The organism is Micromonospora sp. DT68, from assembly GCF_049847245.1.
Lineage (GTDB): Bacteria > Actinomycetota > Actinomycetes > Mycobacteriales > Micromonosporaceae > Micromonospora > Micromonospora profundi.
In genome coordinates this window covers 39,000-62,094 of sequence record NZ_JBNCNZ010000010.1, presented here as the reverse complement: position 1 = coordinate 62,094, position 23,095 = coordinate 39,000, and the positions used below count along the sequence as shown (strand labels likewise).

Annotated in this window: 24 protein-coding genes; 4 read left to right on the top strand and 20 right to left on the bottom strand. The window is 71.4% G+C overall.

The genetic code is table 11. From position 1 onward, the window contains the following. Positions 1-55 precede the first annotated feature (55 nt). The 6 genes from ACPXB1_RS19355 to ACPXB1_RS19330 all read right to left on the bottom strand — a co-directional run bounded on the left by ACPXB1_RS19355 (position 56) and on the right by ACPXB1_RS19330 (position 6,449). Positions 56-1,744, bottom strand: coding sequence for a ribonuclease J (locus ACPXB1_RS19355; RefSeq protein WP_355597050.1), 1,689 nt, complete (start codon positions 1,742-1,744; stop codon positions 56-58). Between the two features lie 52 nt (positions 1,745-1,796). Beyond that, positions 1,797-2,723 carry a 4-hydroxy-tetrahydrodipicolinate synthase gene (gene dapA, locus ACPXB1_RS19350; protein WP_355597052.1) on the bottom strand — a complete coding sequence of 309 codons (927 nt, stop codon included), beginning with the start codon at positions 2,721-2,723 and terminating at the stop codon, positions 1,797-1,799. Between the two features lie 47 nt (positions 2,724-2,770). Beyond that, positions 2,771-3,511, bottom strand: a complete 741-nt coding sequence (thyX, locus tag ACPXB1_RS19345) for an FAD-dependent thymidylate synthase (RefSeq protein WP_053656418.1) — start codon at positions 3,509-3,511, stop codon at positions 2,771-2,773. A gap of 332 nt (positions 3,512-3,843) precedes the next feature. After that, complete coding sequence (locus ACPXB1_RS19340; protein WP_425735609.1) at positions 3,844-4,170, bottom strand: hypothetical protein; 327 nt, start codon at positions 4,168-4,170, stop codon at positions 3,844-3,846. 439 nt (positions 4,171-4,609) lie between these two features. After that, positions 4,610-5,215: a DUF2752 domain-containing protein gene (locus ACPXB1_RS19335; RefSeq protein WP_425735608.1), complete on the bottom strand. Its 606-nt coding sequence runs from the start codon at positions 5,213-5,215 to the stop codon at positions 4,610-4,612. A 4-nt stretch (positions 5,216-5,219) separates the two neighbouring features. Further along, the gene (locus ACPXB1_RS19330) at positions 5,220-6,449 is read right to left on the bottom strand and encodes a winged helix-turn-helix domain-containing protein (RefSeq protein ID WP_355597818.1); all 1,230 of its coding nucleotides are present in this window, start codon (positions 6,447-6,449) and stop codon (positions 5,220-5,222) included. A 78-nt stretch (positions 6,450-6,527) separates the two neighbouring features. Here ACPXB1_RS19330 and ACPXB1_RS19325 point away from each other — a divergent pair, with 78 nt between their 5' ends. Continuing rightward, positions 6,528-7,079 carry a GNAT family N-acetyltransferase gene (locus ACPXB1_RS19325; protein WP_053656397.1) on the top strand — a complete coding sequence of 184 codons (552 nt, stop codon included), beginning with the start codon at positions 6,528-6,530 and terminating at the stop codon, positions 7,077-7,079. Here the strand turns inward: ACPXB1_RS19325 and ACPXB1_RS19320 are convergent. Next, positions 6,978-8,252, bottom strand: a complete 1,275-nt coding sequence (locus ACPXB1_RS19320) for a glycosyltransferase family 87 protein (RefSeq protein WP_355628528.1) — start codon at positions 8,250-8,252, stop codon at positions 6,978-6,980. The genes ACPXB1_RS19325 and ACPXB1_RS19320 overlap by 102 nt on opposite strands. A gap of 35 nt (positions 8,253-8,287) precedes the next feature. Here ACPXB1_RS19320 and ACPXB1_RS19315 point away from each other — a divergent pair, with 35 nt between their 5' ends. Both ACPXB1_RS19315 and ACPXB1_RS19310 read left to right on the top strand, forming a co-directional pair. Continuing rightward, complete coding sequence (locus ACPXB1_RS19315) at positions 8,288-8,872, top strand: GNAT family N-acetyltransferase (protein WP_355597822.1); 585 nt, start codon at positions 8,288-8,290, stop codon at positions 8,870-8,872. Positions 8,873-8,969: 97 nt separating this feature from the next. After that, positions 8,970-9,347: a VOC family protein gene (locus tag ACPXB1_RS19310; protein ID WP_355597824.1), complete on the top strand. Its 378-nt coding sequence runs from the start codon at positions 8,970-8,972 to the stop codon at positions 9,345-9,347. Between the two features lie 22 nt (positions 9,348-9,369). On the opposite strand, the gene ACPXB1_RS19305 is transcribed toward ACPXB1_RS19310, so the two are convergent. The 8 genes from ACPXB1_RS19305 to ACPXB1_RS19270 all read right to left on the bottom strand — a co-directional run bounded on the left by ACPXB1_RS19305 (position 9,370) and on the right by ACPXB1_RS19270 (position 18,673). Then, complete coding sequence (locus tag ACPXB1_RS19305; RefSeq protein ID WP_355597826.1) at positions 9,370-9,840, bottom strand: GNAT family N-acetyltransferase; 471 nt, start codon at positions 9,838-9,840, stop codon at positions 9,370-9,372. 81 nt (positions 9,841-9,921) lie between these two features. Beyond that, positions 9,922-10,704: a 4-hydroxy-tetrahydrodipicolinate reductase gene (dapB, locus tag ACPXB1_RS19300; protein WP_425735607.1), complete on the bottom strand. Its 783-nt coding sequence runs from the start codon at positions 10,702-10,704 to the stop codon at positions 9,922-9,924. A 100-nt stretch (positions 10,705-10,804) separates the two neighbouring features. Continuing rightward, entirely contained in the window at positions 10,805-12,232 is a 1,428-nt protein-coding gene (locus ACPXB1_RS19295) for a M16 family metallopeptidase (protein WP_355597830.1), read from the bottom strand. Between the two features lie 47 nt (positions 12,233-12,279). Beyond that, the gene (locus ACPXB1_RS19290) at positions 12,280-14,676 is read right to left on the bottom strand and encodes a polyribonucleotide nucleotidyltransferase (protein WP_355597832.1); all 2,397 of its coding nucleotides are present in this window, start codon (positions 14,674-14,676) and stop codon (positions 12,280-12,282) included. Positions 14,677-14,902: 226 nt separating this feature from the next. Continuing rightward, positions 14,903-15,172 carry a 30S ribosomal protein S15 gene (gene rpsO, locus ACPXB1_RS19285; protein WP_030337594.1) on the bottom strand — a complete coding sequence of 90 codons (270 nt, stop codon included), beginning with the start codon at positions 15,170-15,172 and terminating at the stop codon, positions 14,903-14,905. A 202-nt stretch (positions 15,173-15,374) separates the two neighbouring features. Continuing rightward, complete coding sequence (locus ACPXB1_RS19280; protein WP_355597834.1) at positions 15,375-16,304, bottom strand: bifunctional riboflavin kinase/FAD synthetase; 930 nt, start codon at positions 16,302-16,304, stop codon at positions 15,375-15,377. Between the two features lie 112 nt (positions 16,305-16,416). Then, positions 16,417-17,301 (bottom strand): tRNA pseudouridine(55) synthase TruB, encoded by an 885-nt coding sequence (gene truB / locus ACPXB1_RS19275; protein ID WP_355597836.1) that lies wholly within the window; start codon positions 17,299-17,301, stop codon positions 16,417-16,419. 31 nt (positions 17,302-17,332) lie between these two features. Then, complete coding sequence (locus ACPXB1_RS19270; protein WP_355597838.1) at positions 17,333-18,673, bottom strand: MATE family efflux transporter; 1,341 nt, start codon at positions 18,671-18,673, stop codon at positions 17,333-17,335. 193 nt (positions 18,674-18,866) lie between these two features. Between ACPXB1_RS19270 and ACPXB1_RS19265 the strand changes: the two genes are divergently transcribed. After that, a complete protein-coding gene (locus tag ACPXB1_RS19265; protein WP_355597840.1) occupies positions 18,867-19,775 on the top strand; it encodes a hypothetical protein in 909 nt (302 codons plus the stop codon). A 507-nt stretch (positions 19,776-20,282) separates the two neighbouring features. Here ACPXB1_RS19265 and ACPXB1_RS19260 read toward each other — a convergent pair. The 5 genes from ACPXB1_RS19260 to ACPXB1_RS19240 all read right to left on the bottom strand — a co-directional run bounded on the left by ACPXB1_RS19260 (position 20,283) and on the right by ACPXB1_RS19240 (position 23,009). Next, positions 20,283-20,492: a DUF6186 family protein gene (locus ACPXB1_RS19260; protein ID WP_197281407.1), complete on the bottom strand. Its 210-nt coding sequence runs from the start codon at positions 20,490-20,492 to the stop codon at positions 20,283-20,285. Continuing rightward, positions 20,492-20,899, bottom strand: coding sequence for a hypothetical protein (locus tag ACPXB1_RS19255; RefSeq protein ID WP_355597842.1), 408 nt, complete (start codon positions 20,897-20,899; stop codon positions 20,492-20,494). The genes ACPXB1_RS19260 and ACPXB1_RS19255 overlap by 1 nt, the downstream gene beginning before the upstream one ends. A 72-nt stretch (positions 20,900-20,971) precedes the next feature. Continuing rightward, positions 20,972-21,997, bottom strand: coding sequence for a DHH family phosphoesterase (locus tag ACPXB1_RS19250; RefSeq protein WP_355597905.1), 1,026 nt, complete (start codon positions 21,995-21,997; stop codon positions 20,972-20,974). Between the two features lie 29 nt (positions 21,998-22,026). Then, on the bottom strand, positions 22,027-22,509 hold the full coding sequence (gene rbfA, locus ACPXB1_RS19245; protein WP_167945423.1) for a 30S ribosome-binding factor RbfA: 483 nt from the start codon (positions 22,507-22,509) through the stop codon (positions 22,027-22,029). Between the two features lie 203 nt (positions 22,510-22,712). Continuing rightward, positions 22,713-23,009, bottom strand: coding sequence for a DUF503 domain-containing protein (locus ACPXB1_RS19240; RefSeq protein ID WP_355628522.1), 297 nt, complete (start codon positions 23,007-23,009; stop codon positions 22,713-22,715). Positions 23,010-23,095 lie beyond the last annotated feature (86 nt).

The following is a 23,095-nucleotide window of genomic DNA, read 5'->3' as shown; positions in this document are numbered from 1 at the left end:
GCCGGTCACCGACATCCACGGGGGACGTCGGTGACCGGCCCGGTCGGACGTTCTGTCAGACCTCGACGACTGTGGGCACGATCATGGGCCGACGCCGGTACGCGTCGTTGACCCACCGCCCCACGGTCCGCCGGACGATCTGCTGGAGCTGGTGCGGGTCGGTGATGCCATCCGCGGCCGCCCGGTTGAGCGCCTCGGTGACCAGCGGGATCACCGGGTTGAACGCCTCCGGGTCCTCCGAGAAGCCCTTCGCCGAAAGCGTCGGACCGGCGACCACCTTGCCGGTGACCGAGTCGACGACCACTGTGGTGGCGATGAAGCCGCCGTCACCGAGGATCCGCCGCTCGGTGAGCAGCGACTCGCTGACGTCGCCCACGGCGAGGCCGTCGACGTAGACGTACCGGCTCTTGACGTGCCCCACCAGGCTGGCGCGGCCCTCGACCAGGTCGACGACGTCGCCGTCCTCGCAGATCACCACCCGGTCCGGGGCGACGCCCGACTCGATACCGAGGCGGGCGTGTGCGCGCAGGTGCCGCCACTCGCCGTGCACCGGCATCAGGTTGCTCGGACGGACGACGTTGAGCAGGTAGAGCAGCTCACCGGCCGGGGCATGCCCGGAGACGTGCACCTTGGCGACGTCCTTGTGCACCACCACGGCGCCGGCCCGGGCCAGCCGGTTGATGACCCGGTAGACCGATGTCTCGTTGCCCGGAACCAGCGACGACGCGAGCACGACGGTGTCGCCGGGCGCGATGGTGATGTGCCGGTGGTCGCCGCTTGCCATCCGGCCCAGCGCGCTCATCGGCTCGCCCTGCGAACCGGTGGACATCAGCACGATCTGGTCGGGGGGCAACGTGGTCGCCTCGTCGATCCCGATGACCAGGCCGGCCGGGATGTTGAGCAGGCCGAGGTCCCGGGCGATGCCCATGTTGCGGACCATGGACCGGCCGATCAGCGCGACCTTGCGGCCGTGCTCGGCTGCGGAGTCGAAGACCTGCTGCACCCGGTGCACGTGCGAGGCGAACGACGCCACGATGATCCGGCCCTTGGCCTTCGCGAAGATCGAGTCGAGTACCGGCCCGATCTCCCGCTCCGGGGTGACGAAGCCGGGGATCTCCGCGTTCGTCGAGTCGGACAGCAGCAGGTCGACGCCCTCGGCGCCGAGCCGCGCGAAGCCGGCCAGGTCGGTGATCCGGCCGTCCAGCGGCAGCTGGTCCATCTTGAAGTCGCCGGTGTGCAGCACCAGACCCGCTGGGGTACGGATGGCCACGGCGAGCGCGTCCGGAATCGAGTGGTTGACGGCGAAGAACTCGCACTCGAACGGGCCGAGCCGCTCCCGGCCGCCCTCCCGCACTGTGAGCGTGTACGGCTGGATGCGCCGCTCGGCCAGCTTCGCCTCGACAAGCGCGAGGGTGAACTGCGAGCCGACAAGCGGGATGTCGGGTTTGTGGGCGAGCAGGTACGGCACCGCGCCGATGTGGTCCTCGTGCCCGTGGGTCAGCACGATCGCCTGTACGTCGGCCAGCCGGTCCAGGATCGGCCCGAAGTCGGGCAGGATCAGGTCCACGCCCGGCTGTTCGACGTCGGGAAAGAGCACCCCGCAGTCGACGATCAGCAGCTTGCCGTCGTACTCGAAGACGGTCATGTTCCGACCGATGGCGCCGAGCCCGCCGAGCGGGATGATTCGCAGGCCCCCTTCCGGCAGCGGCGGGGGCAGTTCCGCCTCGATGTGCGCCTCGGTCACGCGTCCACCTCATTCTGCGACGCCGTTGTGCGGCGCCCGTCGTGTCGTTTCATCATTCAGGCAGCTCCAGGCCCGCTGCCGCGAAGTCCGCGCGCAGCTGGGCGATCTCGTTTTCGGTGGCGTCCACGAGCGGGGGTCGCACCGGGCCGGCAGGCAGGCCGAGCGACGCCAGGCCCGCCTTCACCAGGATGGTGCCCTGGGTACGGAAGACGCCGGTGAACAGCGGCAGCAGCCTCCGGTGCAGGGCAAGCGCGGTCGGCATGTCCCCCGCGTCGTACGCCTCGATCATCTGTACGGTCAGCGCCCCGGTGAAGTGCGTCGAGGTGCCGACCACGCCCACGCTGCCGACGGCGAGCGCCGGCAGGGTGAGGGCGTCCTCGCCGCTGTAGAACGCGAGGGCGGTCCGGCTGGTCACCCAGCTGGTGGCGGTCAGGTCGCCCTTGGCGTCCTTGACCGCGACGATCCGGCCGTGCTCGGCGAGCCGGACCAGCGTCTCGGTTTCGATCGGTACGCCGGAGCGGTGCGGGATGTCGTACAGCATCACCGGCAGACCGGTGGCGTCGGCGACCGCGGTGAAGTGCCGCAGCAGCCCGCTCTGCGGCGGCTTGTTGTAGTACGGCGTGACCACCAGGAGACCGTGCGCGCCGGCCTTCTCGGCGGCGGCGGCGAGTTCGATGGTGTGCCGGGTGTCGTTGGTGCCGACCCCGGCGACCACTTTGGCGCGGTCGCCGACGGCCTCCACGACGGCCCGGATCAGGCGTTCCTTCTCCGCGTCGGTGGTGGTCGGCGACTCGCCGGTGGTGCCGTTGATGACAAGCGCGTCGTTGCCCTGCTCGTCGACCAGGTGAGTCGCCAGCCGGGCGGCGCCGTCGAGGTCGAGCGAGCCGTCGGGGGTGAGCGGGCTCACCATGGCTGTGAGCAACCGCCCGAAGGGGCGGGACACCGCGCGGGCGGCGGTGTCGGGGTGGTCGTGCGTCATAGCTTCCAACCTAGCGGACGACCGACCGGGGCCAGCCGGGGAAGGGCTCAGGACGCCTCGTGCGGGCTGGCCGCGACCTCGGTGCCGTCCGGCAGCGTGGAGATCACGAAGTCGGCGAAGACGTTCGGGGCGACCCCCTGCAACTGGCGCAGGCACTCCACGGCCAGCTCGCGGATCTCCACGTCGGCGTGCTCGGTGGCCCGCATCGCGATGAAGTGCCGCCACGCCCGGTAGTTGCCGGTGACCACGATCCGGGTCTCGGTTGCGTTGGGCAGCACCGCGCGGGCCGCCTGCCGGGCCTGCTTGCGGCGCAGCGTCGGGTTCGGCTCGTCGGAGAACCGCTGCTCCAGGCCCTCCAGCAGCTCGGTGTACGCCCGCACGCTCGCCTCGGCGGCCTCGGTGAAGCGCTTGTGCAGCTCCGGGTCCTCGGCGATCACCGCAGGCTCGACCATTGCCGCGTCCCGCTCGGGGACGTAGCGCTGGGAGAGCTGGGAGTACGAGAAGTGCCGGTGCCGGATCAGCTCGTGGGTGAAGGAGCGGGAGACCCCGGTGAAGTAGAACGTGACCGAGCCGTGCTCCAGCACACTCAGGTGCCCGACCTCGAGGATGTGCGCCAGGTAGCCGGCATTGGTGGCGGTCGCCGGGTTCGGCTTCTTCCACGACTGGTAGCAGGCGCGACCGGCGAACTCGGCGAGCGCCTGGCCGCCCTCGGCGTCGGTCGACCACGGCACGTCGTCCGGGGCCGCGAACTGGGTCCACGCGATCAACTTGACCTGGGGCTGCACCATCTCCGGCATGCCTGGGACTGTAATCGTCGGCGGCCCCGCGCCCAACTCGGGCTCGCGGTGCAGAAACCGCCCAGCCGCAGCCCAATCACCGACGCTTCCCGAACCAGTGGGGCCATACGTGTCAAAGGTCTCGACAAGCCCGCCGTGCCCCGCCGACCCCCGACACCTCCCCGACTCCCTGTAGAGCTGCCCCAGATGTGGGGCAGACGCCGCACGGTCCGCGAGCCCACTGTGCCCCACTGCGCCCACTGTCCCCCGCCGACCCCCGCTATCCCCCCGCCGAACCCCGCTGTCCCCCGCCGGCCCTCGGGCCTCTCTGGGCCCCGGTGGGCTCAGCGCGAACCACTCGGCCCGGACCCGATGAGGTGCTGGGTGAGCGCGCCGTCCCACCTCAACCACCATCGGCGGGCCACCGTGGTGCTGGCCTGCGCCTGCCTGTAGAGCTGCCCCAGATGTGGGGCAGGCGCCCCGCGATCCGCGCCGCGCTGGGCCAGGCCGCGCCGGGCCGCGCCGCGCCGGGCCGGGCCGCGCCGGGCCGCGCCGGGCCGGGCCGCGCCGGGCCGGGCCGGGCCGCGCCGGGCCGGGCCGCGCCGGGCCGGGCCGCGCCGGGCCGCGCCGGGCCGGGCCGCTGCAACGAGATGCCGTGCCCTGCGTCCCACACCACTAGGCAAGCACCCCATGACGCGCGCTGGGGATGTCCGGGTCGATGCCGGGCGATGCCGCCTCACCCCACACGACCACGGCAGCGGCCTGCTCCCCTCTGCCACCAGAGGAGGGCCGCCGCGCCTCATACCCACAGAGGCAGCGGTGCGCGCCCCTCGACCGTTGGAGCAGCGCCGCGTCCCTATAACTACCAGGGCAGGGGTGCCACGCGCTCCACGGCTAAAGCAGCACCGCGCTCCACGCCACCCAGGGCAGCGCCCGTAGCCCCCACCACCAGGACAGCGCCCCGCGTCCTCCATCACCCGAGCAACGCCCCCACGCCCGGCACCGCACCAGGGCAGCGCCCCCATGCCCCACATCTGGGGCAGCTCGACAGGGGCACGGCACGCTCCTACCTCGCCCTCGGGCGGGGAGGTCAGGCTCGCCTGGAGGAGGTCAGACGTAGAACGAGGTGAACGGGGCCCAGGGCAGGTTCCGCAGTACCGAGAAGGCGAGCCACGCGGCCAGGAAGCCGCCGATGACCTTGGAACTGATCCGCAGCTCGGGCAGCCGCCAGCCGAACGCCTGGTTGCCGGCCCAGGCGACGAAGAGGTACGCCAGGAACGGCAGCGCGAAGACGAACAGGAAATGGTGCCGGGCAGCAGCCGGCAGGTCGCCGTGCAGCACGTACCAGAGGGCTCGGGTGCCACCGCAGCCCGGACAGTCCAGCCCGGTCGTCAGCTTGAGCAGGCAGGTCGGCGCGGCGTCCGGGTCCGCGTGGGTCGGGTTGCTCAGCAGCGCATAGCCCATGCCTGCGGCGACGCAACCGACTGCGGCCAACGGCACCGCCCAGCGCGGCGAACGCTCGTATAGCCGCACCACGAACCGGGTGAATCGGTCCGGCTCAGGTGTCGGGTAGCCGTAGCCCGCCGGAGGACCCGCCGGCCAACCAGCCGGGTCAGCGGCGCCCGGGGTGACCGGGCCTGCGGCTTCGGGTGACACCGTGTGGACCGCCCCGGGGGCGGGGTTCGGCTGGTCGACCGGTCCGGGAACGCTCGTCACGCGCTCACGGTACACCGGACACGCTGGCCAACGCGGCGGTGAGCGGGCCTGCCAGGTCGCCAGCTGCGGGCGGTGCCACCGCGCTCAGCCCCAGCCAGTCGGCGAGCCGGTACAGCTCGGCCGCCAGGGCTACCGAGGTCTCCCCCGGGTCGGCGCCGGGCTCGACCCACGCGGCCGGCACCAGCAGTACCCCCGCCTTGCGGTCGGCCTTGAGATCGACCCGGGCGGTGAACCGGTCGCCCTGAAGGAACGGCAGCACGTAGTAGCCGTAGATCCGCTGCGGCGCCGGCACGTAGATCTCGATGCGGTAGGTGAAGTCGAAGAGCCGCTCGGTGCGGGCCCGCTCCCAGACCAGCGGGTCGAACGGGCTGACGAGCGTGTTGCCCCGGGCCCAGCGGGGCAGTCGGGCCGACGCGTGCAGCCAGGCCGGCTGTCGCCAGCCCGCGACGGTGACCGGCACCAGCTCACCGGCCTCGGCCAGCTCCGCGATGGCCTGGCGGGCGCCGGCCAGGGGCAGCCGGAAATAGTCGCGCAGCTCCGGCTCGGCCGCCACGCCCAGCGAGCGCGCGGCGAGGGCCACCAGACTCCGGTACGCCTCGGCGTCGGTCGGGGTGGGCGCGGCCAGCACGGCCGGCGGGAGGACCCGCTCGGGCAGGTCGTAGCGGCGCGCGAAGGACGTGGTGCGCTCCGCGGCTGCCACCTCGCCGGCCCAGAACAGGAACTCCAGCGCCTGCTTCACGGTCGACCAGTTCCACCCCCAGTTGCCGGTCTCGCGAGGCGCGTCGTGCTCGATCTCGGCAGCGGTCAGCGGGCCACGGGCGGCCACCTCGTCGCGTACCCAGGCGACAAGCTCCGGCTGCTCCACTGCGATGCGTCGCATGCCTCCCCAGGACTCGCTGTGGGCGCGGGCCATCCGCCAGCGCAGCAGCGGGTGCAGCCCGACGGGTACCAGCGACGCCTCATGACCCCAGTATTCGAACAGCTCGCGCGGCCGGCGGTAGGCGGCCTGGTCGAGCAGCGCGGTCGGGTACGGACCGAGGCGGCTGTAGAGCGGCAGGTAGTGCGCGCGTTGCAGCACGTTCACCGAGTCCATCTGGATCAGACCGACCCGGTCGAGGACCCGGCGCAGGTGCCGGCGTGTGGGCACGCCGGTCGGCGCCGGGTCGGCGAAGCCCTGGGCTGCGAGCGCCACCCGCCGGGCCTGTGCGAGCGAGAGTGATTCCGGTGCGGCCATCGTCGGCGACCCTAAATCATGGGTACGACGTCGGTGCGGGAAGTGGACTCGGACCGTCACTGGGCATAGAACGGTGCAATGCTGACGATCCGCCGGGAGGAGCCGGACGACGCCGACGCGGTTGCCCGGGTGCACGTGCACGGCTGGCAGGCGGGTTACGCCGGTTTCATGCCGGACGAGGTGCTCGCACGGCTCAACGTGGCGGCCTGGGCGCAGCGCCGCCGTGCCGTCGGCACCGCCGACCCGGAGCACCCGTTCACCACGCTGCTCGGTGAGGCGGACGGCTTGGTCGTCGGCTTCACCACGTTCGGGCCGTACCGTCGCAACCAGGACCGCGACGACCTGGACCCGGCCGTCGGCGAGGTGCTGGCGCTCTACGTCGAGCCGGCGTTCTGGGGTGACGGGACGGCCGCTGCGCTGTTCGCCGCCGCGCGGGCCGGGCTCGGCGAGCGGGGCTGGACCGACTATCGACTGTGGGTTCTGGCGGACAACGTTCGGGCACGCCGGTTCTGCGAGCGGGCCGGGTTGTCACCTGACGGTGAGCAGGCGACCTATCAGGTGCCGCTCGCCGGCGGGCGTGGGCCGGTCGGGCTGGTCGAGCTGCGGTACGCCGGACGCCTCGACGGCTGACCCGGGCGGGGTCAGCCACCGGCGGATCGGCAGGAAGGCCAGCAGAGCGAGGCTGATCCAGACGTACGCGTTGCTGCCCAGGAAACCGTCGACGCCTGTGAAGTCCTTCTCCCAGAACCACACCGTACGGCTGATCAGCAGCGCGTACCCGATGGTCGCGGCGACAAGCAGGACCCGCCTGCGGCGGCCTGCGGGCGCGGCCATCGCGTTGTCGACGAGCAGGATCAGGGCGGGCAGCAACCAGACCAGGTGGTGCACCCAGGTGACGGGGCTGACCAGGCACATCACCGCGCCGGTGAGCGCCAGGCCGGTCGCCTCGTCACCGGCCGCGACGGCGGCCCGGGACCGCCAGGCCCAGAGCGCCAGGGTCGCGAGCACCAGCAGCAGCCACAACAGGGTGCTCGGGTGCTGCGGGTCGAGTCGGGCCACCACCCCGCGCAGCGACTGGTTGGAGACGAAGGCAAGCTCGCCCACCCGGCCGGTGTTCCACAGCGCTTCGGTCCAGAACTCCCTCGACGCGTTCGGAAAGAGCGCCCCGGCCAGCAGTGTGACACCGGCTGCGGTGCCGCTGGCGGTCAGCGCCGCGCGCCACCGCCCGGTGACCAGCAGGTAGACGATGAAGATGCCCGGGGTCAGTTTGATCGCCGTGGCCAGGCCGATGCCCACGCCCGCCCACCGGTTGCCGGTCGGCAGGAGCCGCAGCAGGTCCACCGCCACCAGGAAGAGCAGCAGTGTGTTGACCTGGCCGAAGTTGACGGTTTCCCGCATCGGCTCGAAGGCGGCGGCCAGGCAGAGTGCCACGGCCAGGGCAAACCAGCGCGTCCAGCCTGCGCGGCGGGCGATCGGGTCTACCAGCCACCAGATCAGCAGCGTGGTGGTGACCACACTTGCCGACACGCTCACGATGATCGCGGCGGTCCACGGCAGGTACGCCATCGGCACCATGACCAGCGCGGCGAACGGCGGGTAGGTGAAGCCGTACTGGGTGCCCGGTTTGAGGAAGTCGTAGATCTCCCCGCCGTCGTGCACCCACCAGGTCAGCGCGCCGTAGTAGACCTTGAGGTCGAAAAAGCCGTGCCGGACGGCCGCCACGGCGAGGAACGCGGTGACCGCCGCGGCGAGCACCACCACGACCGCGACCTGCGCGGCCGTCTTCTTGGCACCCTGCGCCACCGTCGCCTCCCTGGCCCTGCGTAGGCTTCCGTCCCATGGCTCTCGGGTACGTCCGCCCGGCGCGTCCCGAGGACGCCGGCGAAATCGCACGCATCCAGCTCGCGACCTGGCGGGTCGCGTACCGCCGGATCCTTCCTCGGCACGTGCTCGACAACCTGGACGAGGCGTTCCTCGCCCGGCGGTGGAGCGCCGCGGTGCTGGAGCCGCCCTCGGGCGCGCACCGGGTGCTCGTCGCCGTCGAACAGGCCGAGCAATCGTATCTGGTGGGGTTCGCCGCCTCCGGCCCGGCCGACGCCGAGGCGCTGGCGCCGGGCGAGCCGGCCGACGCGCTCGGCCCGGACGTGGCGGCGGTGACCGACCTGCTGGTCGAGCCGCGCTGGGGTCGGCGTGGACACGGCAGCCGGTTGCTCGCCGCGGCGGTCGACCTGTGGCGCGAGGACGGCCTGAGCCGGGCGGTGGCCTGGGCGTTCGAGGGTGACGAGGCGACCCGGAAGTTCCTGACCAGCACCGGCTGGGAGGCCGACGGCGCGGCCCGCGCGCTGGATGTCGACGACATGCTGGTGCCACAGGTACGCCTGCACGTGGGCGTCCCGGCCGAGAAGGTGCCGGCCGACGACTGAGACGGCGCGCCCGCCGGATTACCCCCTGATGTCGGACGGGTCGCCTACGGTCGGGGTCAGGAGGGGCAGCGACAGCGCCCCACAGCGAGGGGGCACAGTGTTCACAGACACCAGAGCGTTCAGCGGGTTCTCGGTGGATGACGTAGACGAGGCCCAGCGGTTCTACGGCGACACCCTCGGCCTGCGCGTCACGCGCGACGATGCGATGGGCGGGCTGCTGACCCTGCACATTGCAGGGGACCGGCCCATCCTGGTCTACCCGAAGCGTGACCACGCGCCGGCGACCTACACGGTGCTCAACTTTCCGGTCGACGACGTGGACCGGGCGGTCGACGAGTTGACCGCGCGTGGAGTGCGCTTCGCCCGCTACGACGGGATGCCGCAGGACGAGAACGGGATCATGCGCGGGCACGGGCCGACGATCGCCTGGTTCACCGACCCGGCAGGCAACGTCCTCTCCGTCCTGGAGCAGTAACGGAAACCGCGAGGGCTTGGCGTTAACGGCGGAGTTCGGTGATCAACTCTTCGTCATCGGTGTCGCCGGTGGGCTGGAAGCCCAGGGAGCTGTAGAGGGCAGCGGCCCCTGTGTTGTCCGGGTGGTAGGAGAGGCGGACCAGCGGGGTTCCCTCCCGAGCGGACAGCCAGGCGGCCAGGGTACGCACCGTCGCGCGGCCCACGCCGCGGCGCTGCTCGACGGCGTCGATCAGCATTCCGCCGATCCAGTGCGAGCCGTCGTCGTCCACGCCCCACATGACGTGCCCGACGACTATCTCGTCGGCGTATACGGCCAGGGAGTTCCACACCTCGGAACGGGTGCTCAGCAGCAGGTAGCGCGCGCCCAGCGCGGCCACAAACCGGCGTTGGTCGTCACGGGGGGCGACATCGGCCACCGCCCGCCAGTTGTCGTCGTCGACCGGCCTGAGTGTGACCCGTCGTCCGAGCCGATCCACGTGTCCATCATCGATCATCGACGGATGCTACCCAGCCCGGGCAGCGAGATCTTGGACAGTTTCCGTTACGCGAGAACGGAAACTGTCCAAGATCTCCGGTCAGTCGAGCAAAGCGTCCAGGCCGACGGTGAGGCCGGGACGGTTGCGCACCTCGCGGACGGCCAGCAGCACACCGGGCATGAACGACACCCTGTCGTACGAGTCGTGCCGGATCGTCAGCGTCTCACCTGTGGTGCCGAACAGCACCTCCTGGTGGGCGACCAGACCGGTGGCGCGTACCGCGTGCACGCGTACCCCGTCGATGTCGGCGCCCCGCGCGCCCGGCACCTCGTCCGTGGTGGCGTCCGGCACCGGGCCGAGGCCGGCCTCGGCGCGGGCCTGGGCGATCTGCCGTGCGGTGTGCGTGGCGGTGCCGCTCGGCGCGTCCAGCTTGCGCGGGTGGTGCTGCTCGATGATCTCGACGGACTCGAAGTAGCGGGCGGCTCGCGCGGCGAACTGCATCATCAGCACCGCGCCGATGCCGAAGTTGGGTGCGATCACCATGCTGACGTCGGGCTTGCCGGCCAACCAGCCGCGTACCTGCTCCAGCCGCTGCTCGGTGAAGCCGGTGGTGCCGACGACAGCGCTGATGCCGTGCTCGACGCACCAGCGGAGGTTGTCCATGACGGCGTCCGGCGTGGTGAAGTCGACGATCACCTGGGCGCCTGCGTCCGAGACGGCGGAGAGGTCGTCGCCCTGGTCGACAGCTGCCACCAGTTCGAGGTCGTCGGCGCTGTCGACCGCCTTGCAGACCTCGATGCCCATCCGACCCCGGGCGCCGAGCACGCCGACGCGCAGCGGCTCGTTCGGGTTTCTCACCTGCGTGTCCGTCACGGGGCACAACCTACCAATCGGGACGTGAGCGTCCTGCCGGACGGGGTACGCACCCACCATCCGGGAGCACGCCTGGACGACGGCACCCGTTCGGTCGCGCCGAGGTGCGTCAGGCGGCGAAGTCGCCAGTGCCGAACGGGCCGACCACTGCGAGCGACATCGGTCGGGCCAGCAGCTCCGCGGCGAGTGTGTTGACGTCGGCCACAGTGACCTCGTCGACGCGGCGCAGCAGCTCGTCCACGGGCATCAGGTCGCCGTAGAGCAGCTCACCCTTGGCGAGGCGACTCATCCGGGAGCCGGTGTCCTCCAGGCCGAGCACGAACGAGCCCTTGCTCATCCCCTTGCCCCGGGCCACCTCCGCCTCGGTCAGCCCGTCGGCGGCGACCCGGGCCAGCTCGGCGCGGGTCAGGGCCAGTACCTCGTCCACCTTGCCGGGCGCGCAGCCGGCGTAGACGGCGAACAGGCCGCTGTCGGCGTACTGGCTGGCGTAGGAGTAGACCGAGTACGCGAGGCCGCGCTGCTCGCGGATCTCCTGGAACAGGCGGCTGGACATGCCGCCGCCCAGCACGTTGTTGAGCACCCCGAGGGCGAAACGCCGCTCGTCGATGCGGTCGATGCCGGGGCAGCCGAGGATGACGTGCGCCTGCTCGGTCTCCTTCGGCTCGACAACTGTGGTGGCCGGTTTGGTGCGTACCGCAGGGGTGGCCGCGCGGTGCGGTGCCGGCGCGGCCGGGTCGCTGTCCAGTGGTGTGCCGCGCACCGCCTGGCGGACCAGCTTGACCACCGTGCCGTGGTCGAGGTTGCCGGCTGCGGCGATGACGATCTGCGGCGCGGTGTAACGCCCCCGGTAGAAGTTCTGGATCTGCCGGCGGGTCATCGGCGTGACGGTCTCCTCGGTGCCGGAGATCAGCCGGCCCAGCGGGTGGTCGCCGTAGACGGCTCGGGCGAAGAGGTCGTGTACCTCGTCACCGGGCTCGTCGTCGTGCATGGCGATCTCCTCCAGGATCACGCCACGCTCGGTCTCCACGTCGGCCGGCTCGAGCAGGGAGTCGGCGACCAGGTCGCACATCACGTCGATCGCCAGCGGCAGGTCTTCGTCCAGCACGCGGGCGTAGTAGCAGGTGTATTCCTTCGTGGTGAAGGCGTTGGTCTCGCCACCCACCGCCTCGATCTGCGACGAGATCTCAAGGGCGGTGCGCTTGTGGGTGCCCTTGAACAGCAAATGCTCCAGGAAGTGCGCGGCGCCGGCCTGGGGACGGGTCTCGTCCCGCGAGCCCACCGCCACCCAGATCCCGAAGGACACGCTGCGCATCGCCGGAATCGCCTCGGTGAGCACACGCAGACCGCTGGGCAGCACGGTACGTCGTACCGTGCCGCCCAGCGGGTCGTCGCTGATGGTCCGGGTCACCGCGCGGGCGGAGCCGCCGGAGCGGCCCGTCCCGGTGTCCCGGGCTCGGCTCGACTCACTGGCTTGCCAGCCAGTAGAGGCCACCCCCCGTCGATCCGGTGGAAACGGCGCACTGAAGGCCCGACTCACGTGTTGCTCCCGGCTCGACGAGGGGTGGGTTTTGCGATGTGCGGAGGTCAGCTGTGCCGGGTCCGGCGGCGCGGACGCTCGCCGCCCTCGCCACCCTCGCCGCCGCCGTTGCCGCCGCCCTCGCCACGCTCGCCGCGCTCCGGGCCACGGCCGCCCCGGTCGCCGCCACGCTCGCGGTCGCCCCGGTCCCGCGGACCACGGTCGCCCCGGTCGCGGCTGGCCGGCCGGTCGCCACCGGCGGCCTCACCGGCGGCGGGCGCCTCGGCGCCCTCCGGGCGGACCTTGTCCAGGTAGATCTTGCCGCGGGCGTCGATGTCCGCGATCTCGACCTCGACGCGGTCACCGACGTTGAGGAAGTCCTCGACGCGCTCGACCCGCTTGCCGTCGCCGACCTTGGAGATGTGCAGCAGACCGTCACGGCCGGGCAGCAGCGAGATGAACGCCCCGAACGCGGCGGTCTTGACCACCGTGCCGAGGAACCGCTCGCCCTGCTTCGGCAGCGTCGGGTTGGCGATCCCGTTGATCCGGTCGACGGCCGCCTGGGCCGACGGGCCGTTGGTGGCGCCGACGTAGATCGTGCCGTCGTCCTCGATGGAGATCTCGGCGCCGGTCTCGTCCTGGATCGCGTTGATGGTCTGCCCCTTCGGGCCGATCACCATGCCGATCTTGTCGACCGGGATCTTGACGGTGGTGACCCGCGGCGCGTAGTCCGACATCTCGGCCGGAGCCTCGATCGCCGCCTTCATCACGCCGAGGATGACCTGCCGGGCCTCGTTGGCCTGCTGGAGCGCAGCGGCCAGCACGTCCGACGGGATGCCGTTGAGCTTGGTGTCGAGCTGGAGCGCGGTCACGAACTCCGGTGTGCCGGCGACCTTGAAGTCCATGTCACCGAACGCGTCCTCGGCACCGAGGATGTCGGTGAGGGTCACGTACTGGGTCTTGCCGTCCACCTCGTCGGAGATGAGCCCCATCGCGATGCCGGCGACCGGCGCCTTGAGCGGCACACCCGCGGAGAGCAGGCCCAGCGTCGACGCGCAGACCGAACCCATCGAGGTGGAGCCGTTGGAGCCGAGCGCCTCGGAGACCTGCCGGATGGCGTACGGGAACTCCTCGCGCGACGGCAGCACCGGGATCAGCGCGCGCTCGGCGAGAGCGCCGTGGCCGATCTCGCGACGCTTCGGCGAGCCGACCCGGCCGGTCTCACCTGTCGAGTACGGCGGGAAGTTGTAGTTGTGCATGTAGCGCTTGCGGTTCTCCGGGGACAGCGTGTCCACCATCTGCTCCATGCGGAGCATGTTCAGCGTGGTGACGCCAAGGATCTGGGTCTCGCCCCGCTCGAACAGTGCCGAACCGTGCACCCGGGGCAGCACGCCGACCTCGGCGGTCAGAGTACGGATGTCACGCGGGCCACGGCCGTCCATGCGGACCTGCTCGCGCAGCACGCGGTTGCGCACCTCGGACTTGGTAAGCGACCGGAAGGCGGCGCTGAGCTCCTTCTCCCGGCCCTCGAACCGGGCGCCGAGCTCCTCGGCGACGCGCGTCTTGACCCGGTCCAGGGCCTCCTCGCGGTCGGCCTTGCCGGCGATGGTGATCGCCTCGGCCACGTCGGCGCGGGCCACGTCGGCGACGGCGGAGTACACGTCGTCCTGGTAGTCCAGGAACACCGGGAACTCGGATACCGGCTTGGCGGCGACCTCGGCCAGCTCGCTCTGCGCGCGGCACAGCTCACGGATCGCGGGCTTCGCGGCCTCCAGGCCGCTCGCCACGACCTCCTCGGTGGGGGCGGTCGCGCCGGCCGAGATCAGGGCGACGGCGTTCGGGGTGGCCTCCGCCTCGACCATCATGATCGCGACGTCGCCGTCTTCGAGCGTGCGGCCGGCCACGACCATGTCGAAGGTGGCGCGAGCCAGCTCCTCCAGGGTCGGGAAGGCGACCCACTGGCCGTCGATGTGCGCGACCCGGGTCGCACCGATCGGGCCGGAGAACGGCAGGCCGGAGAGCTTCGTCGACATCGAGGCGGCGTTGATCGCCACGACGTCGTACGGGTGCTGCGGGTCGAGCGCGAGGATGGTCTCGACGACCTGGACCTCGTTGCGCAGGCCCTTGACGAACGACGGGCGCAGCGGCCTGTCGATCAGCCGGCAGGTGAGGATCGCGTCCTCGCTGGGCCGACCCTCACGGCGGAAGAACGAGCCGGGGATGCGACCCGCGGCGTACATCCGCTCCTCGACGTCGACGGTCAGCGGGAAGAAGTCGAACTGCTCCTTCGGCTGCTTGCCGGCGGTGGTGGCGGAGAGGACCACCGTCTCGCCCAGCTGGGCGATGACGGAACCGGCGGCCTGGCGGGCCAGCCGACCGGTGGAGAAGGTGATCTCGCGGGTGCCGAAGGACCCGTTGTCGATCACGGCGGTGCGGGATTCGGTGCCGAGTTTGGTCTCGGTCATGTGCTGTAGTGCTCCTTCGCGTCGTGGGCCCACGACATCGGGGAGCTGCTCAGCCGGCCGGTCTTCGATCGAAGCGCCCGGGTGGCCGGCATGATGCCGGGATTCCCGGGGGCCACTACCGGAGACCGGTACGCTGACCGGCTCCCTGTCGGGTGGTCGCGCGGCCCGTGTTCTTCAGGTGGGACGCGGTACGGGGGAGCGGCCGGTCGGCCACTCCCCCGTCACGTCACCGGCGCAGGCCGAGCCGCTCGATGAGCGACCGGTAGCGGGCAATGTCCTTCTTCTGGACGTAGTTGAGCAGCCGACGGCGACGGCCGACCAGCAGCAGCAGCCCACGGCGGCTGTGGTGGTCGTGCTTGTGCACCTTCAGGTGCTCGGTCAGCTCGGCGATCCGCTTGGTGAGGACCGCTACCTGGACCTCCGGCGAACCGGTGTCGCCCTCGGCGGTCGCGTACTCCGCGCGGATGCTGGCCTTGGCTTCCTGGTCGAGCGCCATGTTCTCCCTGTTTCGATGGGTTGATCAAGTGGGTGTCCGTCGTCCAGCTGGACCGGTAACGGACCGGTACCTCGCACCCGCGGCGTCGAGCAGGCACGCGAGGCCCCACGCCGGTCACCCGACGTCCCGGCAAGACTACCAGCCCCCGGCGGAACCGCCCGGTGAAGGGCTCGTCGGGAGCGGCGCGATCCTCCCGCGATGATCAGCTCAACGCGCGTCGGGTGCGTGCGACGTCCTCTTCGATCTGGGCGATCAACGGCTCCACCGAGTCGTACCGGACCTGACCGCGCAGGTGTGCCACGAAGTCCAACGCCAGCCGCTCGCCGTAGAGGTCACCGTCGAAGTCCAGCGCGTACGCCTCCACCCGCCGCTCCCGGCCGGAGAACGTCGGGTTGGTGCCCACCGACACCGCCGACATCAGCGGCTCGCGCTGCCCCCGGCGGATCAGTCGGGCCGCGTACACCCCGTCGGCGGGAACCGCCGCGTACCGGTGGCAGAGCAGGTTGGCGGTGGGGAAGCCCAGCACCCGGCCGCGCTGGTCGCCACGGACCACCACTCCCTCCACCCGGTGCTGACGGCCCAGCGCGGCTGCCGCCGCGCCCACGTCACCCGCGTCGACACAGGAACGGATGTACGTGGAGGAGAAGACGGTGCCGTCCTGCGTGACGAGTGGGGCGTCCTCCACGCCGAAGCCGAAGGTCTGACCCAGCCGCTCCAGCAGCGCCACGTCTCCGGCAGCCCGGTGCCCGAAGCGGAAGTTGCTGCCCACCACCACAAGTGCCGCGTGCAGGTGCTCGACAAGGATGTCGTGCACGAACTGCTCGGGCGGCAGCCGGGAGAACTCCGGGGTGAACGGCACCACGCAGAGCACGTCCACGCCGAGCGCCTCGATCAACTCCGCCTTGCGGGCCGGTTCGGTGAGCACCGCCGGGTGGGAGCCGGGCCGGACCACCTCGGCCGGGTGCGGGTCGAACGTGACCACCACCGACTGCACGCCCAGTTCCCGCGCCCGGGTCACGGCGTGCCCGATGGTCGCCTGGTGCCCCTTGTGCACGCCGTCGAAAACGCCGATGGTGACGACCGAGCGCCCCCAGCCACCGGGCGCCGCGTCGTACCCCCGCCACCGCTGCATGCCATTCCTCCCCTGCAAGGAAGGGCCCCTTCTTAACGCCTGGTGTAGAGGAAGGGCCCCTTATTAACCACTGGCCAGGCGGCCCCGCGCCGCGCCAGCCTGCTTTCCGCCGTCAGGCCGGGGCGAGCACGATCTCCGCGCGGGCCCGACCGTCCCGCTCGCTGACGATAGCGATCAGGCCGCCGGCCGGGCCGAACACGGCGTACGGGCCGGTGAGGCCGGCCGGGTCCAGCGGCCCGCCGTGGGCGAGCACCCGCGCCTCGTCGGGCGTCGCCTCCCGCCGCGCGAAGAACCTGTCGGCAGCCGCGTCCAGTGGCAGGTTCACCACGTCCGGGGCGCGCTGCTCCAGCTCGTCGAGGGTGGCCGCCTCGGCGAGGGTGAAGCCACCCACCGCCGTACGGCGCAGCGCGGTCAGGTGCCCACCGACACCGAGCGCCAGGCCCGCGTCCCGTGCGATCGCCCGGATGTACGTCCCCGAGGAGCACGTCACGGCCACGTCCACGTCCACCACGTCCGGTGTGCCGCAGCGGATCTCCAGCACGTCAAGCCGGGAGATGGTGACCCGCCGGGCCGGAAGTTCGACGCTCTCGCCGTCCCGGACCCGCTTGTACGCCCGCTGCCCGTCGATCTTGATGGCGCTGACGGCGCTGGGGCGCTGGTCGACCTCGCCGCTGAGCGCGTGCAGGGCGGCCCGGATGGCATCGTCGGTGACCTGGCCGGCGGGAGTGGTGGCGATCACGTCGCCCTCGGCGTCGTCGGTGACTGTCGCCTGGCCGAGCCGGATGGTGCCGGTGTAGCTCTTGCCGGCGCCGATCACGTAGGTCAGCAGCCGGGTGGCGCGGCCGACGCCGATGACCAGCACGCCGGTGGCCATCGGATCGAGGGTGCCGCCGTGCCCGACCCGCCGGGTCTTCGCCAGCCGGCGGATCCGCGCCACCACGTCGTGCGACGTCATGCCGCCGGGCTTGTCGACCACGATCAGACCATCGGTGCTCACATCGCCCAAGCCTGCCAGACGCGGGCCCCGGTCAACGGACGGCCCCGACCACCGCCCACCTGCCGTCGCGCAACCGCAGCAGCAGGGCGACCAGGCGGATCACCACGAACAGGGTGAGGCCGGCCCAGATGCCGCCCAGCCCCAGCTCGAGCCAGTAGGCGAGCCAGATGGCCGGCAGGAAACCGCCCACCGCAGCCACGATTGTGAGGTTGCGCAGGTAGACGACGTCGCCTGCGCCGATCAGCACGCCGTCGAGGGCGAACACCACCCCGGCCAGCGGCAGCATGACGACGAACCACGGCCACGCCACCATGGCCTGTTCGCGTACCTGCGGGTCGGAGGTGAACCACGACGGTACGACGCCGGCGCCGGCGGCGATGAGCAGCGCGAAGGCGACGCCGCAGACGCCGCCGAGCAGCCCGATCCGGCGGGCAAGTGCCCGCGCGCCCCCGTCGTCCCCACCGCCGAGGGCGGCGCCCACCAGGGACTGCGCGGCGATGGCCAACGCGTCGAGCACCAGCGCTGTGAAGAACCAGAGTTGCAGGGCGATCTGGTGCGCGCCGACGGCGGCGGCGCCGAAGCGGGCGGCGACGGCTGTCGCGGAGAGGAAGCTGGCCTGGAACGCCACGCCGCGGATCAGCAGGTCCCGGCTGAGCACCAACTGCTGGCGGATCACCCGTGGTCGGGGTCGCAGCGACACCCGCTCGGAGATCAGCGCCGCCGCGAAGAGCACCCCGCAGAGCGTCTGAGCGACGACGTTGGCGATCGCCGATCCGTTGAGGCCCAGCCCGACGGGATAGACAAGCAGCGGGCACAGCAGCGCGGAGAGCAGGTTGGGCCCGAGCACGAAGAGCAGGGGGCGGCGGGTGTCCTGCACGCCCCGCAGCCAGCCGTTGCCGGCGGCGGCGAGCAACAGGCCGGGGGCGCCGAGGGCCGCGATCCGCAGCCAGTGTGCGGCGGCGTCGGCCACCTCGCCGCCACCGCCTGCGAGGGTACGCGCGAGCGCGCCCCCGCCGAACTGCATCCCGACCGCGATCAGCAGTCCGACGCCGAGCGCCAGCCAGGACGACTGGACTCCCTCGGCAACGGCTGCCGCCCGGTCGCCGGCGCCGAAGCGGCGGGCTGAGCGGCCTGTGGTGCCGTAGGCGACAACGGTGCCGACCCAGGCGGTGAGTGTCATCACAGTGCCGCCGATGGCGAGCGCGGCGAGCGGCACCCGGCCGAGGTGCCCGACCACTGCCGTGTCGACGAGCACATAGAGCGGCTCGGCGGCGAGCACGACGAGGGCCGGTAGGGCGAGCGCGGCGATCCGACGCGGCGAGGCTGGCTCGTTGGTGGCCGTCGCGGTGCCGGTGAGGACTGGCTGGTTCATCGCCGCCGATCCTGGCACGCCCCTTGTAAGGAGCACAAGAGCAGTGATCGCTTACGCATTTCTCGCTCGGTGTGAACGGCGAGGTATCGAGGCCGTCGGAGGTGGGACCGAGAGCGTCCCACTTGCGGAGGTCATTACCCTGGTCGGGACTCCCACTCCCGTGGTTCACATTTTGACAGCGATAGGGCCTACATTGAGCAGCAACTATCCCCCGCACGAAGGGCAGCAGCCCGACCCCAACGTCACACCCTGGAGCGGGCCGCCAGCCCCGCAGCAGGGCGGGTATCCGTCCTACGAGCAGCCCCCGGCTCCGCAGTACGGCGCCCCGGCTCCGCAGTACGGCGCCCCGATGCCCCCGCCGCAGTACGGCGTCCCTGTTCCGCCGCCGAAGAAGTCGAACAAGGGCCTGGTCATCGGCCTGGTCGCCGGCGCGGTGGTCCTGATCCTCGCGATCTGCGGCGCCGGAATCGGGCTCCTGGTCGCCTACGGCGGCGACGACGAGCCCTCGACCGTCGCATCTGCCGGCCCTACCCCGGGCACTGATGGCGGCAGCTCGCCGGACCCGGCGGCCACCCCCACGCCCGGCCAGTCGGCTCCGTCGAACGACAACAACTCGATGACAGCCCGGTTCTCCAGCGACCTGTCGAACGTCTGCGAGGGCAGCCAGATCCTCAACGCGGCCCCCTACAACGGCCCGTCCGGCGCCAAGGCGTACACGTTCTCGAACAACCCGGACCGGCCGACGTTCTGGTCGTCGAAGTTCGTCGGCTCGACCAAGCCGTACTACGCCAAGAGCAGTGAGTACGAGAGCGTGTCGGTGGTCGGCTGCCTGAAGTTCGAAGAGGGCAGCCAGGGCACGCCGAAGAAGTGCCAGTACAAGGACAGCTCGCAGAAGCAGGTCACCGTCGACTACGTCTCGTCGCGCTACACACTGACCTTCTACGCGGCCAAGACCGCCGAGAAGATCGGCGACGGCGGCACCGTGACCGCCCCGGCAGCCCGGTGCCCGAGCGTCATCTCCTACGACAAGTCCACGATGAGGGCGTACGCGGCCCCGGACTCCGGAACGATCGAAGCCGCCCTGGACAAGTTCCTGTCCTGAGCGGCTCCTGCGGGTGGCCGGGAAATACGGGGGACCCGGCCGCCCCCGGCAGTCATGTCGGCCGGCGGCAACGAGTGGGATATCAGAAGGGACGGGCGGTGACGCTGTCGATGACTACATCGACGTCGTCACCGCCGGTCATTTCGGGTCACTGACGGGTGTCCATCGAGGTCTGCAGTGCGCGGCGAGCCTGCTCGCGGGCGTCGTCGGTGGTCTCGGGCTTGGGCTTGTTCGGCATGGTGGCGCTCCTTCCAGGGTGCGAGCCGCCGACACGCGGCGACCCTCACGGGCGGTCGTACTGAACGCCCCACGGCAGTCCGGGGTTACCGGAACAGCCGGCTGGGCCGCGTGAGCCCGGGTCGGTCTGACCCTGGAGGAGGGCAGCGCGAGGTGTGGCGCCACCACCCACGACCTGCGCCGCAACGCGCCGCAGGCCGTCTCCCAAGTTATCGTTCAGGTCGACCAACTGCTTAGGGTTCCCGCCATCTGGACGGCGCACGACCCTGCTCAGCGGGCCAGGAAGTGCCACCCCAGCCACCACCAGAAACCGAACAGACCGATCCGGCCCACCGGTACCGGACCCACCTCGTAGCGCATCACGTACGCGCAGACCTCACCCATTGTGGGGATCCTGGAGCCCTCCCGGCGTGCCAGCCACTCGACCACGCCGAAGAGCACGAGCGCCACGAGGAAACCGCCGATAGCCAACGCCCGCATCATCGCCGCACCAGCCCCCAGAACGCGGCCAGCCAGGCAAACCAGGCAGCCGAGCGGGTCAGTTGGTCCTCCAGCAGCGGATCGGCAAGCCGCGAGAAGGTGGGAAAGTCATCGCCGACTGCCAGCACGAAGGTGGCACCCTCGAAGACGCCGAAGATCACCGCCGGCACCGCCCACCAGGCCGCCCCCGCACCCAGCCGACGCGGCGCCGGCCGCCGTGGCACGCGGTTGCTCAGACCGAGCCAGATCAGCACCCCGCCGGTGCCGAGCGTGTAGAGATTGGCCTCGGTCGAGAACGACGGGAACCGGCCACCGACGAGTGACAGGCAGACAAGAACCGGGACGGACACGGCGGGCCGGTCCCAGACTCGGGGGGCCTCCATGGTGAGGTCGTGCGGCTGCTCCATCCCGCAATTCTTCCCGGTCAACCTGAGTGCCGGAAGACCGACACCCCCCGGAGCTGACCCTGATCTTCGAGGTCAGCGGGCCGTATCGATGAGCGCCGCGCCAAGCTCGGCCCGGATCGCCGCGACCACCTGCTCGACGGTGCCCCGACCGGTGAACCCCGCCGCGAGCCGGTGCCCGCCCCCGCCCAGCACCACAGCCACCCGGCTGACGTCGACAGCGCCCTTGCTGCGCATCGACACGGCCCAGGTGTCGGGAGTGGTCTGCTTCAGCACGCAGCTCACGTCCGCCTCGGCGGTGCAGCGCACCGAGTCGATGAGCGCCTCCAGCACGTACGGCCGCTGGTCGTGACGGGCCAGGTCGTCGAGGGTTGCGAAGGTCCACACCAGACCTCGCCCGTCGGCGGCGGCCGGTTCCAGCCGGGCCCTGCCGAGCACCTCACCGAAGAGCCGCACGGCGCCGAAGGGCCGGGTGTCGAAGACCTGGCGGGAGATGTCACCGGGCGAGATGCCGGTGGCCAGCAACCGGGCGGCCAACTGGTGCACCGCCGGGGTGGTCGCCTCGAACCGGAACGAGCCGGTGTCCGTGGTGAGGGCCACGTACAGGCATTCCGCGACGGCCCGGTCCAGCGGTACGCCCAGCCGGGTCAACAACTGCTCGGCCACCACCGACGTCGCCGCGGCGCTCGCGTCGATCAGGTTCACCGTCCCGAAGCCGGGATTTGAGGCGTGGTGGTCGAGCACCAGCGACGCGCCCGCCGCCGACAGTCGCCCGGCCAGCTCGCCGAGGCGCGACTCGCTGGCCGCGTCGAAGCAGATGACCAGATCGGGGGCCGGGTCCGCCGCGCCCGCCGGGACCAGCAGGTCCAGGCCGGGCAGACCCCGGAACGGCTCCGGGACCTCCGGCGGCCCGGGAAAGGTCGCCTGCAACCGGTGTACGCCGAGCTGGCGCAGGCCCAGACCGAAGCCGAGCATGCTGCCCAGCGCGTCGCCGTCCGGGTTGACGTGACAGATCAGCAGCACCCGGCCGGTCGCCGGGAGGTCGCGGATCAGCGCCTCGGCGGCGGCCCAGTCCGCCTCGGCGGGGCCGGTGCCGGTCATTGCGGCGAGCTGGGTGCCGGCGGCGCCGGTCACCGCGCTTCCCCACCCCGGGGGGTGTCTGTGGCCTCGTCGGCCTCGTCGGCGTCGTCCTCGTCCTCGTCGACCCGGTACGGCTGCGGCTCACCCGCGTACTTGGCCTGGGCTGCGAGGCGCTGCACCTCGGCGTCGGCGTTGCGGGCGGCGGCGAGCAGGTCGTCGATGTGCTTGACCTGGTCCTGTACGTCGTCGAGGACGAACGTCAGCGTCGGCGAGTGCCGCAGCCCGAGCGCCTTGCCGACGGTGCTGCGCAGCATCCCCTTGGCGCTCTCCAGCGCCGCAGCGGTGTCCGCCTGGGCCACCGCGTCACCGAGCACCGTGTAGAACACCGTCGCGTCCCGCAGATCCGCTGTGATCCGGGCGTCGGTGATGGTGATCATGCCGAGCCGCGGGTCCTTGATCTGGCTCCGCACCACCGACGCGACCAGCTCACGCACCCGCTCGGCGTGCCGGCGTACCTTGGCCGGATCAGACATCTCGCCACCTCCACGGCGTCCTGCTCCCGGTCGACCGGCGACCGTGGCCGCCGGCCGACCGGCCAACATCTCGAACACTACCTTCGCGGCCCGCACCGGTCGCCCGGCACCGCCGGCACTCCTGTTCACGCCCGGCGCTGCCGTAATTCTGGTCACGCCGGGCGCGGCCGGCGTTCCTGGTTCACGCCAGGCGCCGCACGCAATCAGTCGTCGTCGAGGCCGTACAGCCGGCGTCGAACCGACAGCAACTCGACCTCGGGGCGAGCGGCAACCAGATGCTCGCAAGAGTCGAGCACCTCGCGGACGTGTACCGCCTCGGCGGCCACAACGGCCACCGCTATCTCTGCCCGACCTTGCAGGTCGAGCGCACCCACCTCGGCGGCCGAAACCTCGAAGCGGCGCAGGGCCGCCACGATCGGCCGTACATATGATCTCTTGGCTTTGAGCGACCTGGAGTCGCCTGGCAGCAGCAGGTCGAAGACCGCGGTTCCGGTGAACATCGCCACGGACGATACCGGCAACCCACCCCGCATGATCAAGGGGTTTACGCCGGTCGGCGTAAACCCCTTGATCAGCGTGTCACTGC